The organism is Agarilytica rhodophyticola (genome assembly GCF_002157225.2).
Taxonomy (GTDB): Bacteria; Pseudomonadota; Gammaproteobacteria; order Pseudomonadales; family Cellvibrionaceae; genus Agarilytica; species Agarilytica rhodophyticola.
Map to the genome: position 1 here is coordinate 2,148,395 of NZ_CP020038.1, position 14,355 is coordinate 2,162,749.

Here is a 14,355-nt window from a genome sequence, read left to right on the forward strand (position 1 = left end):
TATGAAGAAAAATCTCTTACCTTTATTGTTGAAGAAAAATTTAAGGCAAGAGATTTCTGTTTACTCGTAAAAGTCTTAATACTTAAGGACGTATAGGAGAAACTAAGCTCAGAGTTTTTCCTTTATCTTTCTGAAATTTAGCCAGTTCCATTTCTCCATCGATAGGTGCAATAGTCACCAGGTGTTCTATCTTTAAATAGGTATCGCCTCGGTGAGACTTTAAATTACCTTTGCCATATTGATACAACTTTTCGCCATATTCATCCCCGTTATCGTCATAGTTGGTCGTAATCCAATAGACTTTATCGAGCTTGAAGTAACCTTCGTTAAGTTGATTAGAAATGATACCTTCAAACACAGCTTTAAGAATTTGTCCTTTAAAAGACCAAATATCATCATTCCCTTTTGTTGTTTCTATTTTTACCCACATTAACTCTTCCATTTTAAGCCTCGATAAAATTTAAAATGTAAAAATCATAGTTTCTTGAAGAATTGTCAGCCAACACTATCGTTTTATAAATGTTGTGCCATCTGCCGTATTAAAACCACTTTTAGTAAGTTCTAGTGCTAACAATGCGCGTTTACCTCTATCGCTTTCTGTGACTACTACAAATTGCGGTAATAAACGTTTTTGTCTAGCCCACTCTATAAGTGCTCTACCGTTGTCGTGCCCATTTAGGTAAAAATCTATTGCTAGAATAGAAATATAATGCTCCCTTAGCACTTTTTTTGCTGTACTACTATCATTGCAGTAAATATCAGCGTGATAACTCTCTCGTTTACTTAGAGCAACGCGCATTGTCCTTCTCCTTTTTAAGCTATTTATAATGGGTCGTGCTTTAGGTTTTGTGCATCCCCTGCACATATGGAAAATCCTTTTGCAAAAATCGACGACTTGATTCTTTATGTCAATAGTTTGATTTATTTACTTGTATTAAACGCAAAAGACCCCAGTTGTTGCCAACCGGGGTCTTTTGCGTTTACCGGAAGGCATAGCCTTCCGTAAAGAAAGCTATTTATTTAAAACTATTGCTGTCAACTGCCATACAGATGTGTTGTGATCCGCGGTAACAGGTGTTTATTTCTGCGACTGGTTTTACGCGAGTCGATAAATAATAAAATGTGCCATACCACTGATAGTTGAAATTCATTGTTTGTTACCCAATATATTTACTTGTGTTGGTGAATCTTTTTAAACGATAAGCTTTAGGTTTCTCGATTACAATATTTATTTTTTGGCTGCTTTTTGCTCTATATCATTGGGTTATATGATTAACTTTTTCTTTAGAAGTGGAGTTACCCTATCGCGAAAATTTGCAATATTTTAAGCAGGGCCTATCGGAGAAATTTTACTAATAATTCAAAATTTCTCTGCCGGTAAATTATATTGTCCATCTATAAGAAAATATTATAAAACTCATTTAAAATTGTATTTCTCCTTTAGTAGTTTAATACTCTAACGCCAACGTACTCAGCAATCCCATTCAGAGACAAAAAAAAACCCGGAAAGCGTTTCTCGCCTTCCGGGTTTTTTTGTATTGCTAACACTGGAAGGCGAGATGCCTACCAGTGTCTTTTTCTAGCAGGCAAAGTATGGACGCGGGAGATCCTCTTGGGCATTACCTACTGCCCCAGATATCCACGTAATAAAACTGCAATGTCTCGAAAGTAATAAAATCATAGTTTTCTCATACTTAGTTTGGGCGCATTATAGTGCTACGTGTGAGAAATGCAATATATACACGGTAAACTTATATTTTTTGTAACTTATGGTGCCAGATTTAAATGTTATTTATAAATTTTAAATACTCTTGATACTACTTGAAGTACTGAGCTTCTTTCTTACTACCATTAGAGCATAACCTAATAGGTTCAGGCCTTTCCATTTAAACGGGTTCTCTACATCACTAGAGTCTGATGCTAGCCCGATACCCCATATTTTATCTACTGGGCTAGCTTCTACAAGAATTCTTTCTCCAGTCTTTAATAGAAAATCTCTTATTCTATGATTCTGCCTAAATTTTTCTAGATTGCCTTGGACAACAATGTCAAACCGTTTCTGATTCCATAGCGCTTCGTTGAAATTATAAACAGATCTGCCGAGCTTTTTTGCTTCACCTGGAGTTGTTGCTGCAATAATTTTTTGCTCGGCAGTGTTATCCGAAAATAAACGAGCTTTCTCAGCCATCATATAATGTTCGGCGGTTGCGTAATGTATGCCATTAACACTAAAGCCTGCATTATACCATTGACTAAAACAGCTCTTGCTCACTTGATTCAACTTCTCTTTGTGACCCCAAAAAAATAAGTATTTTACATGCTGCTTTGTCGCTACAAACTCTTGTAGGTGTTGATTATTTTGAATATCTATTATTTTCATTGTTATTTGAAAACTAAAGTGTCTTTAAATATATTAAAAGTATGTTGATCATTAGATGAATCTAATACTGAGAAGCGAATATTCTCAAAGTGGTCATGAAATATACCTTCCTTACTTAGAGCATGTTGAAAATACCTAGCAATAAGCGCCGGATCATTTCTGAATACACCGCAGCCCCATGCGCCTAAAACAATATTTGTGTAACCATGTTCATATGCTATAGCGAGTACCATATTGATGCGCTGCTTCATGACCTTTTCCGCCAACGATTTTTCTTGTTGCTTTAGTGAACCATAGTTGACAGCAGGAGCTGTAATAATCGACGTACACCAAGGTGACTCTAACATTTTATCATTGTCGTCCCTAAACACCGGTACGGCAGGTGAATAAATTATATGATCTTGGTAGAGACAGCTTTTAAACTTTCGGTTATCTAAATACATACTCATGTAATGCGTGAGTGATGCATAAAGCGCACTAGCCCTTGTAAGGGCTTCTTCCTGTGCCTGACTACCGCCAAGAAAGCCTCCGCCAGGGTTTTTGGCTGAGGCAAAATTTAGACATATAACTTTATTACTCGTTTTTTCTAAAAGACATTTAGCGCCGGAAAAAGTCGTTTCATTGGCCACTTCAATGCAGGTGTTGAGGGCATTATCTTTACTACTTTTGTTGACGTCTGTGTCCACAAGCTCCAGAAGTGATTCAGGTGTGTAGTGAATAGAATTCGCTACACAGCCTTTTATTGAGTCAGTTAAATCTACAATTTTTCCATTAGCAGCTTTATAACTTCTTTCTTCTAGTATTCGAATGGTTTCTTGTGCGATTTGTGCTCGTTCAGTCCTATTTGTCATTCTATTTCCTTAATTTTTATTTATTATCTATTAGTAAAAATGCTTACCTTATAAGTTTTCACCAATAGGCATTTTTCCAGCTATTTTGGAAGCAATACGGTAACTATTTAATATTTATGATCTTGGTCCTTCGATAATACGTGTAAATAGGAATTGCTCTCCATTTATACTTGTTCGATAGAGCTTTGCTGGTCTATTACTTCCCCGACGCATATTGCCGGTTTCTTCTATACATCCAGAATCTAGCATTCTCTTCCTGAATGACTTTTTCTCTATTCCTGTACCGATAATTATTTCAAAAGTTTCCTGTAAATCCGTTAGGGTAAACTCATCAGATAACAGGTTTACCGGTAAAGAGGTATACAATACTTTTGCTTTTAGTCGTTCATGGCAAGCTGTTAATACCTCATTATGATCAAAAGCAAGTTTATAGTCGTTTTTTGCTTCTTCCACTGGAACCCATGCAATGTCTTCCGTTGTTTCGGTTAGTGATAGGTCAAGCTCTTTTGAAGAAATAAGTGCAAGATAAGCTATGGTGACAGACCAACCCCTCGGGTCACGCTTTTTGTTGCCAAATGATCCGACTTGTTCTAAGTAAGGTGATTTTACACCTGTCTTCTCCTTTAATTTTCTATGAGCGGTGCTATCTAAGTTTTTATCTTTATCTAGATCTATAAATCCTCCTGGTAACGCCCATTTACCTTTTGCAGGAAAATTTGCTCTTTTAATTAAAAGCACACAAAGTTCACTATCTCTCAAAGAAAATATACCCATATCTACCGATGTCAATGGAACATCAAATTGGTGGATATCGTAATTTTCCAGAAACTCTTTCTCTGATGGATAGATCTGCTCTTTATACATGGCTAATAGAAGGTTAGATAAAAATACATTGACATTATGTTAGTGTGACACTATCTTAGTGTTAAAGAGACACTAAGTCAATAATTAACAAACCTAAAAACAAAAATAGAAAATATAAACGTAAAAAAGTAAAAAAATATAGGAAATTCTTAAATGGAAAGTAAAAAATTAAAAAAGGGAAGTAAGCTTCTGAGCTATGTGTTGAGGCATGCCCCTGAAGTAATTGGCTTGACTCTAGATACCCAGGGTTGGGCTTTAGTCAGTGATATCGTCAAGTTAACTGAGCGTGGCAATACAAAGCTCACACGGCAGATGATCGAGTATATTGTTGCAAATAATGATAAGCAACGCTTTAGCTTTGATGATTCTGGGAAAAAAATCCGAGCGAATCAAGGGCACTCCATTACTGTAGATCTAGGTCTAGAAGCTCAGGTTCCTCCAGAGGTTTTATATCACGGAACAGCTTCACACCACTTGAGGCACATTCTTAAAGATGGCTTAGCTAAGAAAAATCGACACCATGTACATTTGACTAAGGATGATACTACCGCAACAGTTGTGGGCCAAAGGCATGGCAAAGTAGTGATTTTAAAAGTGGATTCGCTGGCAATGTACAATGATGGTTATCTATTCTATGTCTCTAGCAATGGCGTTTGGTTAACAGACCATGTGCCCACAGAATTTATTGAGGTTGTATCCCAGTCTAATACAATATAGCTGAGCATATGGATTTGCGGATCTGTAGAATCTAATTAACCAAGCTGTTCTTTTAAGAATTCAATAAAAGCTTTTGTTTTTGCAGGCATGGCTCTGCCGCTTGGTATAAGTGCGTTTACCGGTGGGCCTGGTATCGCGCTTTCTGGAAACAGTTCTACCAACTCCCCGTTTTTAATGGCTGAGTTTAGTGCTTTATCGTAAGTTTGAGCGATGCCTAAACCTGAAATAACAGATTCTATAAAAGATCTGCCATCACTAAAAACGGCTAGAGGCGAGGGTGTCATTTCTGTTATTTCGTTATTGGATTCTTGAAACATCCAAGTGCGAAGCTTACCGGTATGTAATCGATATAATATTGCATCGTGATTTCGCAATTCTCCTAAATTCTTAGGTGTTCCCTTTTTCGATAAATATTCAGGTGATGCACACAAAATGCGTTTAGTATCGCAGAGTTTTTTTGCAATAAATGTGCTGTCATCCAGGTTACCGATTCTGACTACAATATCCCACTCGCCTTGGATAGCGTCTTCGAAGCGATCTGACAGGGATAGCTCAATAGAAACTTTGGGGTGCGTTTGAGTAAAGATGGGGAGGGATTTAACTACGTCGCGGCCAATTCCTATTGGTAAATTCACTCGTAGGCGGCCCGCGGCTTCATCTTTTCTGGCATCCAGAAGTAACTTAGCTTCATTGATCGTATCGATAGCGTGTTTCGCTGCATCGAGAAAGATTTTTCCTTCCTCGGTTAATCGAATGCTACGTGTTGTGCGGTTAAACAGTTTTAGGCCTAGTTCCTCTTCCAGTCTTTTAACCGCTTTACCCGTACTTGATTTGGTCGAGTTCATGGAAGCTGCCGCGAGCGTGAAGCTACCGTATTCAGCAACGGCAATAAAGGCGACGATTTCATTTAACAGAGCATGTTGGAACATCTATTGTGTCCTGAGAGGATACTATGAGTCTCAAACTAGCATGTTTATCCTATAAAACTCAACATTTAAACTGCTCCTATTGGTTGAACGCAGACGCTTCTTAGTAAGAGTCACCTTAAAAATGAGAAGAGTGATGCAACCATATCATATACGCGCGATCTTACTTTAACTTAATACCATAAATGAGGAATAGACTATGTCTCTTCAAGAACAACTTGATGCATTTAAAGAACAGTTCAAAAAACAGGCTCCGGAGGGTGCCATTGAGGCCTTCGCGAGATCTTCTCAAGAATTAGCCGATAGCGGTCAAGTAGAAAAATCACTCAAGGTGGGTGATAAAGCTCCTCGTGCCGTATTGTTAGATCCCAATGGAGATGAAGTGACATTAGAGGAACTTCTTGCCAAGGGCCCTGTAGTTTTGACGTTTTATCGTGGTGTTTGGTGTCCATATTGCAATATAGATTTAAAAGCATTGGAAGCCGTTGCCGACGATATTCGCGCTAAAGGTGCTACATTAGTTGCTATCTCTATGCAGGGGGCGGCAGACAGTCGTAAATCCCAAAGAGATAACAAATTGAGTTACCCAATTCTTACCGATAAGGCCGGCGAGCTTGCAGATAAATTTGGTATTCGTTGGACGCTACAACCTTATGTTGTTGATTTTCACAAAATGTTTAACGTCATTTTACCGACTATCCATGGTGATGATAAATGGAACTTGCCTATGCCAGCACGTTACGTTATCGATACCGATGGAACTATTGCTTATGCCGAGGTGAATCCAGATTATACTCGCCGTCCAGAGCCAAGTGATTTATTCCCTGTGCTCGATAAGCTGCAACAGACGACAATAGCGTAGTATTAAATATTAGAAGCCTCTTTAATGTAACTAGTCATATATTAAAGAGGTTAATAGATATCTATAAATAGTCGTCTAAGGTTAGCGTCAAAACTGCCTTTATTTTTTACTTAAATACTTATATAAGCAATATTTCTTTCTCTATTCCTACTTCTTTTCAAAAATATCATCTTCGCTGAATCGTACTTTTGTAAGCTTTTGGTTGTCGTCATTTTCAGACCTATAGCCAAACGCAAGTGCTACTAAACTTGTATAGTCGGACGTAGCAAGCCCCAATATTTCATCGTACGTATTGCGGTTAATACCTTCCATTGGGCAGCTATCGATCCCCAGTAGAGCAGCAGTTGTTATTGCCGATCCCAAGGCGATATACGCCTGTTTATTAATCCAGATAGCTTGATCTTCAGCGGATTTTTTTGCACAAGTTTCTGTTAGCATTTTACTGAAATCCTCAATGGAAGACTTCTCAATTTGTCTTATATTTACAATACTGTTGAAATATTTTTCCAGGTAATCAGTGCTTATGTGTTTCAAACCAGCGATAACAATTAATTTTGAAGATGTCAAGATTTTAGGTGCGTTTAATTTTACACAATCAGCCAAACTTTGCTTAATCTCACCGCTTTCTACTTCAATAAATTTCCATGGTTGTAGGCCGAAAGAGGAGGGGGATAGCCTTAGGGATTGTTTGATAGTATGCCAATCTTTATTGGTAATTTGAGCTCTTGTATTAAATATCTTTGTAGCATATCGCCAACGTAATGCGTCGATAATAGTATCTACATCTTTTGTATTCATAATTCCTCCGCAGGATAATCATTATTGCAATTAGACTTAAAATTTAAGTAGTGTGCGTCTGTCTAAGTCTTAATATTATGTCTTTGCGCTAAATTTTGAAGTTGCTTGTCTATTCTTCTAAGCAAACCCCAGCTAATACTCATATTTTATGGAAACTTAGGTAATTTATAGCGAGGTGGTTTAGCAGTGTGTAGGAGACAACAACTTATTTTAAATATGGTACAGATACTTTAAAGCCGGCGTTTTTCTCTTAGGAAAAAACACCGGCTTTAATTGTTCATTTTTTAAATGTTTTATTGTATTTGTGGACTAATTTGAGATGTTGTTACGCTGTGCTTTTCTGATCCGTCAAAAACATGTATAAACGTTTCTGGAAGCGGGCGTCTACGGTAATTATCGGTTTCGTCTCCGAACAATACATTTCCTTCTTCATCTAGTGCAATGACTGTTGCCATAACAGTATCTTTAGGGTAGCCAGGCATGCCAACGGGAGAGCCGTCGATATCTTCGATACCTAACACCTTTGCTCCTTTTAGATCTTCGTCTTGCAGAATTTCGAAGTGATGGGGTAGGTTTAGTTTGTCAGCGAGTGCCTTTGAATTTTCAAAGCCTTGATTTGAGATAAATTTAACCTTTACACCGTCTTGCATGAGCTTTTGTGCATGCTTTTTTACTTCTTTCAGTTGATTCATACAGAATGGACACCAGTTAGCTCGGAAAAAAATCAAAAGCGTTTTAGAGCCATTAAAGGATGTGGAAGATACATCAGATTTATCTAGTCGCTTAAAGTGCATCTCAGGGAGTCTTTGACCTTTGATGATAGCTTGACTTTTTTCGCGCTGATAATAAGAAAAAGACCATACATACCAGTGCAGTGACACAAAGCCCAGAATGGCAATGCCAAGAGGAATAAATTGTGCCGCGGTCAGTACTATCTGAGAACTATATAGTGTATAGATAACCAAGGTTAAGCCAACAAGATTAATCAATTGAAGGGCAGGTAATCTTTCTGATGTTCTTGAAATACTGAGTGCGTTTGTTAATACCATGAGGAAAAAAGGCAAAGGTAATGTTGCCAGCAGTGCACCCACCCAAACTAGGTTGCCCCCTGATATATAGATCATAATACCTGATCCTATGCCACTTAACATGTTAGATAGAAACATTGGGAGAATAAGTTTTGTCTTCATTTTAAGCTCCTATAGCGTTTGGTTAATTGTCAAAACTTGAGCGCCATATTAGTGCTTTTTGCTAGCGTGATAAGCACCTCAGATAGAGGAACAATGTTTCCAAAACGAATACAATCAATGAGATTTAGCAAAACTATCGTTTTATAGATTTTATAAAAAATGAACAAACAAATGGTAGATATAGAGATGTATCTGTTTATATTTATATGGTAGGGCGATTAGTTCTCTTCTTTTCTCAGTATCCGATATCGTATGTTATTTAGAGTCTAAACGTATCCTTTCTCTCTTTTGTATCAAAAACGGAAACACTCAATCTGCAATCGCGATCTTTATCATTATTCTCTTGGCCTCTAAAGTATCAACCGTCCTAGCAACAGATGAAGACTCAAAAGATACTGTTTTTAGCTCTCATGTTTTTAAAGCTGATTTTTTTAAAATAAAGACCTTAAAAACTATTGTCTTAAAATATAAAACTATTTTTATAAGTTACTAACGGGAGATATCATGTCACTGGTAAATGAACTCAATACCTTTAAAGCTGAATTTTTAAGTAAAGTTGATCAGAATGCTATTTCTATCATGGAAGCAGCAGCGGCTGATTTAGAAAATGAATTTCGTACGCGAACTTTGTTAACCGTAGGCGATAAAGCACCAGATTTTACACTTCCTTCTGCCAATGGCGATTCCATTACATTGTCAGAAAAATTAAAAGATGGGCCCGTCATTATTTCATTCTATCGAGGGGACTGGTGCCCCTATTGTAATTTGGAGTTACGTGCATATCAAAATATTCTCCCAGAGATTAAAGCTGCTGGTGGTAACCTTATTGCGATCTCACCACAAACACCAGACTCTTCACTTTCAACGACAGAAAAAAATAATCTTGAGTTTGACGTACTTTCCGATGTTGGTTCAAACGTTTCGCAAAGTTATAAAGTTGCCTTTGTGTTGCCGCAAGCATTACAAGACCTTTACACCAAGTTTGGCGGTCATTTACCTAAGTACAATGGTAGCGATGATTGGGTATTGCCTGTGCCTGCAACTTTTGTCATCGATCGCGACTTAAATATCGTGTTAGCTAATATCGATACAGATTATCAAAACAGACTTGAACCTGAAGATACTCTGGCTGCAATAAAAGCACTTGACAACTAATAATATGATTTTTTTCGCCAATGCTAAATGCATAGTCCTTATAAAGTGAAGTAGTTAACTAAGAGAAATAAGACCATGAACATATTAGACAGTAAAATTTTGATTACAGGTGCCAATCGCGGTATTGGCTTATCGTTAGTGGATAAAGCACTAGCGCAAGGTGCAGCAAAAATTTATGCAACTTATCGCTCGCAGAGTAACCTTTCGGTTCTAGAAGCTTATGATGAACGAGTGGTGCCGATTTATTTGGATCTCGGTGATAAATCAACAATGACAAAACTTCCAGAATTAGTGCCGTCTTTAAATATCCTCATTAATAACGCAGGTATATTTACGGCTGAAAGTTTACTAGAGGATACTGAAATACAATTACGTAACGATCTTGAGACTAATTTTTTTGGAACACTCGCAGTTACTAAAGCATTGTTGCCTATTTTAGAACGAGAGCAAGCTGCTGCTATTATCAATATATCGAGTATTGCAGGTCTCGCCGCAATGCCAAGTTTTGGAGGGTATTCGGTATCTAAGGCCGCCATTCACTCAATGACACAGTCAATTCGAGGCAAACTCAAAGCGTCTGACATCTCGGTGCATGGTGTCTATCCAGGGCCTGTAGCGACCCGTTTGACGGAAGACTTTGATATGGAAACAACAGCAGCTCCAGTGGTCGCTGAAAATATTTTGAATGGAGTTGCGCAAGGGATTGAGGAAATATTTCCAGATACTCTATCACAACAAGTTGGGCCGCTTTTTTTGAGCTCGCCTAAATCCTTAGAACAGAACTTTGCTGAATTCTAAGTGTAGGTTTTGGTGCTAGGCCTTAGTCCATTGCAAAACATTAATGTTTCTTAATTCACAGGTAAACGGTTATGAATGATTTTAAAATACATACTACTGAAAGCGCTCCGAAAGCATCTAAACCAGTGCTGGAAGCGGCAAAGAAAAAAATGGGTTTCATCCCAAATCTTATGGCGACCATGGCTGAGTCACCGGTTATGATCGAAAGCTATCTTACGCTGATGGGATTATTTGATAAAACAGAACTGAGTGAGACAGAACGTCAAATTATTCTAATGACAAATAATCGATTAAATGCCTGTACTTACTGCATGGCGGCACATACGGCTGTATCGAAAATGTCTGGTGTAGACAATGACGTCATTGCGGCTTTGCGCAGTGGTACACCTATTAATGATCCTAAGCTCGAAGCTTTGCGCACGTTTGCCATTATTATTAACGAATCCCGCGGATGGGCCTCAGAGGAGCAAGTTGCTACATTCCTCGCAGCCGGCTATACCAAGCAAACAGTTTTGGACGTAATTGTTGGAACCAGTCTTAAAGTGCTTTCTAATTACAGTACTCATATTGTCGAGCCAGAACTGGATGCTGCCTTTGCTCAAGTGGCATGGACTAAGGATATGGTTTCAGTCGCTTAATTGTTATCGCATACAAAAGATCCCCTTATATAGTTGTTAGTGTTAAAGAGGTATGATTTCGTGAAGAATCTCAATATACATTTGGCTGAGCTTCAAATGAAAGTTGAATCGGGAGTGGAACCGTATAATCTTACGCCACAACAAGTTAAAATCATTCGTGAGTTTGACAAACAGCTAAGAGAAACTGGGATTTTGGATCGCACCATCCGTCCGGGGTTTAAGTTTCCTGATTTTGCTCTGCCAAACCAATACGGTAGTATGGTCGAATTGGGGAATTTATTAGAGCGCGGCCCAGTTGTTATGAATTTTTTTCGCGGTATATGGTGTCCATATTGCAACCTTGAACTTCAGGTATTGCAGAAGTCATTAATAGAATTTGAGGGTGCGGGGGCTTCGCTGGTTGCAATATCTCCCCAAGTGTCGGTAATGAACAAGCGAATCGCTCACCAAAACGGTTTACGATTTGAAATCTTATCCGATACAGGTAATTCTTTGGCCAAAAAAATAGGTATTAGCTATCATCTAAGTAGGGAGTTGATAAACCGAGTGTATAAATCACTGGGTGCTGAATTATCGGTGTTTAATGGCGATGATAGCTGGCAGTTACCTTTAACATCGCGCTTTGTAATTGATATTGACGCAACGGTTATTTCCTCAAATGTCGATGTTGACTTTCGCAAGCGACCAGATCCGAGAGAAACGTTAGCGGTGGTTAAAGCTATGACGCGTCGTACTTCCATTTGATAAAAAGTAGGATCATTTATGACTGAACACAATATGCACTCACTACACAAAGGTGAACGCTATATTCAGAAGCGAAGACATACACCTATTGAACTAACGGAGCAGATCCCGAATTATATTTATACCGATATGCCTCAACAGCATGCTGATTTTTATCGTGAGTTGCCCTATTTGCCTCTCGCTGTGTTAGATGAGCAAGGCCGTCCGTGGGCCAGTTTATTGGTGACTAAATCGAACAGTGACTCTTCGGTTGGCATTCAGGTGTCTTTGAAAAATGCGTTAAATATTGTATCTCCAGTCAATAATTTTGATCCTTTTATTCGAGCTTTAAAACAAATAGATTTTGCTTCTGGCAATGAAGATGTGTATTTTGCTGGCGTTGGTATTGATTTTTCTAATCGACGACGCAATAAGATCGCGGGAAAAATACAGTCAGCCGAGTTTGATTCAGCTAGTAAACTCAGCCTTAGTCTTGCGTCTAATGAACATCTAGGAAATTGTCCAAAATACATCACTATTCGCGCGTTGGAGCCTTACCATCGCAATGCGGAAAGTAGTATGGATCGATTTGAGTCTTGCCAGTCGCCATTACCGTTGTCATGCAAGAATCATATTAATCAGGCGAGTACAGTATTTTTAGCTACAAAGCATATGCCTAATAATAAAAGTGAGGAGAGCGAGCGGGCCAAGATGGGATTCAACCATCGTGGTGGAGCTCCCGGTTTTGTTCGTGTTTACGAAGAAGTTGATACTGCTTCAGCTGATGGAAGTGTTACTACATTTCTGGTGTTACCTGATTTTTCAGGCAATCGCTTTTATCAATCGCTAGGAAATATTCAGTGTAATGAACTCGTGGGCTTAGCTTTTCCTAATTTTAGCAATGGCGATATGTTATATATTACCGGAAAAGCTGAAAACCTGTTTGACGAAGATGCTCAAGCATTGATGCCGCGTACCAGTTTAGTCACGCGTATTCGAGTCACTGGTGCGGTTTTTGTAAAACAGAGCTTGAATTTACAAATGGTGTCGGATGAGCAATATTCACCTTACAATCCGCCGGTGAGATACTTGCGCCAAGAATTAGAAGAAATGGGACATTCAAGTGAGGCTAGCACAGGATTAGAGTCAGAGATGACGGCTCGTTTAGTTTCAGCTAAAAAATTGACCGAAAGCATAACTACTTTTACCTTTCAACTGTCCGCAGCTATTGAGACACGTTTTCCTGGTGGCTTTGGTATCTTCGATTTTTCAGAGGTATTGGACACGGGATATAATCATATGAATGAATTTAACCCTCAAATGGTTAATGAAGATTATATTCGTACATGGACTCTATCAAGTGCTCCCAACTTTGATTACTACACAAAGCAGTTTGTTCCTGTTGATCAGATTGACATTACGGTGAAACGTAAGCCGGGAGGATTAGTTTCTAACTTCCTTCATGACAGCGGTACTTCTTCTATCGAGTCTGATCGAGATATGGAGGTGAAACTTAAAGGTACGGGGGTTGGGTTTAGCTGCTTTTACCTGGAGACACCGGAGAGCATACCGACTATCCCTCCTAAAATGCTCTGGATTTCGGGTGGGGTTGGAATTACCCCTTTTATGTCTATGTGGGACGGCATTGTTAAGATGAACGAAGCTCTCTTAAGTGGTGAGCATACTCAACTGTCCACCGATATCCTATTGATGTTCTCTGGGAGAGGAGATGATATTAATGTGCTCAGACACTTTCTTTCACACACCCCGTCATTGCCTAAGGCTATATCTATCAGTATTTTGATATATCAAAGTCCAAGGACTGGTGACGCGCAATCTGAAACACTCTTCGATTCACTACAGCGAGAGTTTCCACAGGCTCTTCTATCGATTGAAAAAAGGCGTATGCAGGAGTCAGATTTTAAAAATATAAATGATTTACTAGAAAGAGAAATATTTCTATGTGGTCCTGATGCTTTAATGAAGCATGCACAAAAATGTTTGACGTTATTATGTGGAGATAACTTAAAACTCCACCAGGAATCATATTTATTTTAGTTGGAAAGTATGGGCGTAGGGTTGGTAGATGTTAACTGAACTGATAAGCCTTACCTATGCCTCTTTTTTATCTTGTCTTATTTTTCTCGACTTGTCTTTTCTTGTTTTCGCTATTTTTCGGGTCTAAGAGGTCGATTGTAATAATACCTCACTGCTTGTTTTTGCGTCGTCTAAAGTCTTATGCTGTTGATGCTTTGCGTTTGAGTAAAACTCATCTTTATTGAAATTGACGCGCACTTTGATCTTTATGCATAAAATTGAATATTAAAAAAAATCTTGTCAGGCCAAAGAGCGAACCTATTTAGAAAAATCGCCTCAATGTAAATATAATTGTTTTCAATATATTAAATGGCATTTCGATGACTTTTTGTTATTGCCACAATGCTATAGAATGC

The 14,355-nt window shown here is 38.4% G+C and carries 15 protein-coding genes; 7 read left to right on the top strand and 8 right to left on the bottom strand.

Features of this window, described 5'->3' with window-relative positions:
- Positions 1-82: 82 nt before the first annotated feature.
- The 5 genes from BVC89_RS09100 to BVC89_RS09120 form a co-directional block, all read right to left on the bottom strand.
- Positions 83-442, bottom strand: a complete 360-nt coding sequence (locus BVC89_RS09100) for a hypothetical protein (RefSeq protein WP_086930892.1) — start codon at positions 440-442, stop codon at positions 83-85.
- 63 nt (positions 443-505) lie between these two features.
- Positions 506-799: a response regulator gene (locus BVC89_RS09105; protein WP_086930893.1), complete on the bottom strand. Its 294-nt coding sequence runs from the start codon at positions 797-799 to the stop codon at positions 506-508.
- 1,002 nt (positions 800-1,801) lie between these two features.
- Positions 1,802-2,380, bottom strand: a complete 579-nt coding sequence (locus BVC89_RS09110; RefSeq protein ID WP_086930894.1) for a riboflavin biosynthesis intermediates N-glycosidase — start codon at positions 2,378-2,380, stop codon at positions 1,802-1,804.
- A 2-nt stretch (positions 2,381-2,382) separates the two neighbouring features.
- On the bottom strand, positions 2,383-3,231 hold the full coding sequence (locus BVC89_RS09115; protein WP_086930895.1) for a TIGR02452 family protein: 849 nt from the start codon (positions 3,229-3,231) through the stop codon (positions 2,383-2,385).
- Between the two features lie 114 nt (positions 3,232-3,345).
- Positions 3,346-4,095, bottom strand: a complete 750-nt coding sequence (locus tag BVC89_RS09120; RefSeq protein WP_086930896.1) for an NUDIX hydrolase — start codon at positions 4,093-4,095, stop codon at positions 3,346-3,348.
- 153 nt (positions 4,096-4,248) lie between these two features.
- Here BVC89_RS09120 and BVC89_RS09125 point away from each other — a divergent pair, with 153 nt between their 5' ends.
- Complete coding sequence (locus tag BVC89_RS09125) at positions 4,249-4,812, top strand: RNA 2'-phosphotransferase (protein ID WP_086930897.1); 564 nt, start codon at positions 4,249-4,251, stop codon at positions 4,810-4,812.
- 35 nt (positions 4,813-4,847) lie between these two features.
- Here BVC89_RS09125 and BVC89_RS09130 read toward each other — a convergent pair whose 3' ends face one another.
- A complete protein-coding gene (locus tag BVC89_RS09130; RefSeq protein ID WP_086930898.1) occupies positions 4,848-5,741 on the bottom strand; it encodes a LysR family transcriptional regulator in 894 nt (297 codons plus the stop codon).
- A gap of 196 nt (positions 5,742-5,937) precedes the next feature.
- On the opposite strand from BVC89_RS09130, the gene BVC89_RS09135 reads away from it, so the two are divergent.
- Positions 5,938-6,600 carry a peroxiredoxin-like family protein gene (locus tag BVC89_RS09135; RefSeq protein ID WP_086930899.1) on the top strand — a complete coding sequence of 221 codons (663 nt, stop codon included), beginning with the start codon at positions 5,938-5,940 and terminating at the stop codon, positions 6,598-6,600.
- A gap of 147 nt (positions 6,601-6,747) precedes the next feature.
- Here the strand turns inward: BVC89_RS09135 and BVC89_RS09140 are convergent, their stop codons facing one another.
- Both BVC89_RS09140 and BVC89_RS09145 read right to left on the bottom strand, forming a co-directional pair.
- Entirely contained in the window at positions 6,748-7,398 is a 651-nt protein-coding gene (locus tag BVC89_RS09140) for an NAD(P)H-dependent oxidoreductase (protein ID WP_086930900.1), read from the bottom strand.
- Between the two features lie 293 nt (positions 7,399-7,691).
- Complete coding sequence (locus BVC89_RS09145) at positions 7,692-8,588, bottom strand: peroxiredoxin family protein (RefSeq protein ID WP_086930901.1); 897 nt, start codon at positions 8,586-8,588, stop codon at positions 7,692-7,694.
- 504 nt (positions 8,589-9,092) lie between these two features.
- Between BVC89_RS09145 and BVC89_RS09150 the strand changes: the two genes are divergently transcribed.
- The 5 genes from BVC89_RS09150 to BVC89_RS09170 all read left to right on the top strand — a co-directional run bounded on the left by BVC89_RS09150 (position 9,093) and on the right by BVC89_RS09170 (position 13,960).
- Entirely contained in the window at positions 9,093-9,743 is a 651-nt protein-coding gene (locus tag BVC89_RS09150) for a peroxiredoxin-like family protein (protein ID WP_086930902.1), read from the top strand.
- 75 nt (positions 9,744-9,818) lie between these two features.
- The gene (locus tag BVC89_RS09155) at positions 9,819-10,541 is read left to right on the top strand and encodes an SDR family NAD(P)-dependent oxidoreductase (RefSeq protein WP_086930903.1); all 723 of its coding nucleotides are present in this window, start codon (positions 9,819-9,821) and stop codon (positions 10,539-10,541) included.
- Between the two features lie 71 nt (positions 10,542-10,612).
- Positions 10,613-11,179: a carboxymuconolactone decarboxylase family protein gene (locus BVC89_RS09160; RefSeq protein ID WP_086930904.1), complete on the top strand. Its 567-nt coding sequence runs from the start codon at positions 10,613-10,615 to the stop codon at positions 11,177-11,179.
- Positions 11,180-11,239: 60 nt separating this feature from the next.
- Positions 11,240-11,923: a peroxiredoxin-like family protein gene (locus BVC89_RS09165; protein WP_086930905.1), complete on the top strand. Its 684-nt coding sequence runs from the start codon at positions 11,240-11,242 to the stop codon at positions 11,921-11,923.
- 18 nt (positions 11,924-11,941) lie between these two features.
- Complete coding sequence (locus BVC89_RS09170; RefSeq protein ID WP_216825121.1) at positions 11,942-13,960, top strand: hypothetical protein; 2,019 nt, start codon at positions 11,942-11,944, stop codon at positions 13,958-13,960.
- The last annotated feature ends 395 nt before the right edge of the window (positions 13,961-14,355 follow it).

Coding starts and splice junctions, on each gene's coding strand:
- BVC89_RS09100 (WP_086930892.1), bottom strand. CDS start 442: ATGGAAGAGTTAATGTGGGTAAAAATAGAAACAACAAAAGGGAATGAT.
- BVC89_RS09105 (WP_086930893.1), bottom strand. CDS start 799: ATGCGCGTTGCTCTAAGTAAACGAGAGAGTTATCACGCTGATATTTAC.
- BVC89_RS09110 (WP_086930894.1), bottom strand. CDS start 2,380: ATGAAAATAATAGATATTCAAAATAATCAACACCTACAAGAGTTTGTA.
- BVC89_RS09115 (WP_086930895.1), bottom strand. CDS start 3,231: ATGACAAATAGGACTGAACGAGCACAAATCGCACAAGAAACCATTCGA.
- BVC89_RS09120 (WP_086930896.1), bottom strand. CDS start 4,095: ATGTATAAAGAGCAGATCTATCCATCAGAGAAAGAGTTTCTGGAAAAT.
- BVC89_RS09125 (WP_086930897.1), top strand. CDS start 4,249: ATGGAAAGTAAAAAATTAAAAAAGGGAAGTAAGCTTCTGAGCTATGTG.
- BVC89_RS09130 (WP_086930898.1), bottom strand. CDS start 5,741: ATGTTCCAACATGCTCTGTTAAATGAAATCGTCGCCTTTATTGCCGTT.
- BVC89_RS09135 (WP_086930899.1), top strand. CDS start 5,938: ATGTCTCTTCAAGAACAACTTGATGCATTTAAAGAACAGTTCAAAAAA.
- BVC89_RS09140 (WP_086930900.1), bottom strand. CDS start 7,398: ATGAATACAAAAGATGTAGATACTATTATCGACGCATTACGTTGGCGA.
- BVC89_RS09145 (WP_086930901.1), bottom strand. CDS start 8,588: ATGAAGACAAAACTTATTCTCCCAATGTTTCTATCTAACATGTTAAGT.
- BVC89_RS09150 (WP_086930902.1), top strand. CDS start 9,093: ATGTCACTGGTAAATGAACTCAATACCTTTAAAGCTGAATTTTTAAGT.
- BVC89_RS09155 (WP_086930903.1), top strand. CDS start 9,819: ATGAACATATTAGACAGTAAAATTTTGATTACAGGTGCCAATCGCGGT.
- BVC89_RS09160 (WP_086930904.1), top strand. CDS start 10,613: ATGAATGATTTTAAAATACATACTACTGAAAGCGCTCCGAAAGCATCT.
- BVC89_RS09170 (WP_216825121.1), top strand. CDS start 11,942: ATGACTGAACACAATATGCACTCACTACACAAAGGTGAACGCTATATT.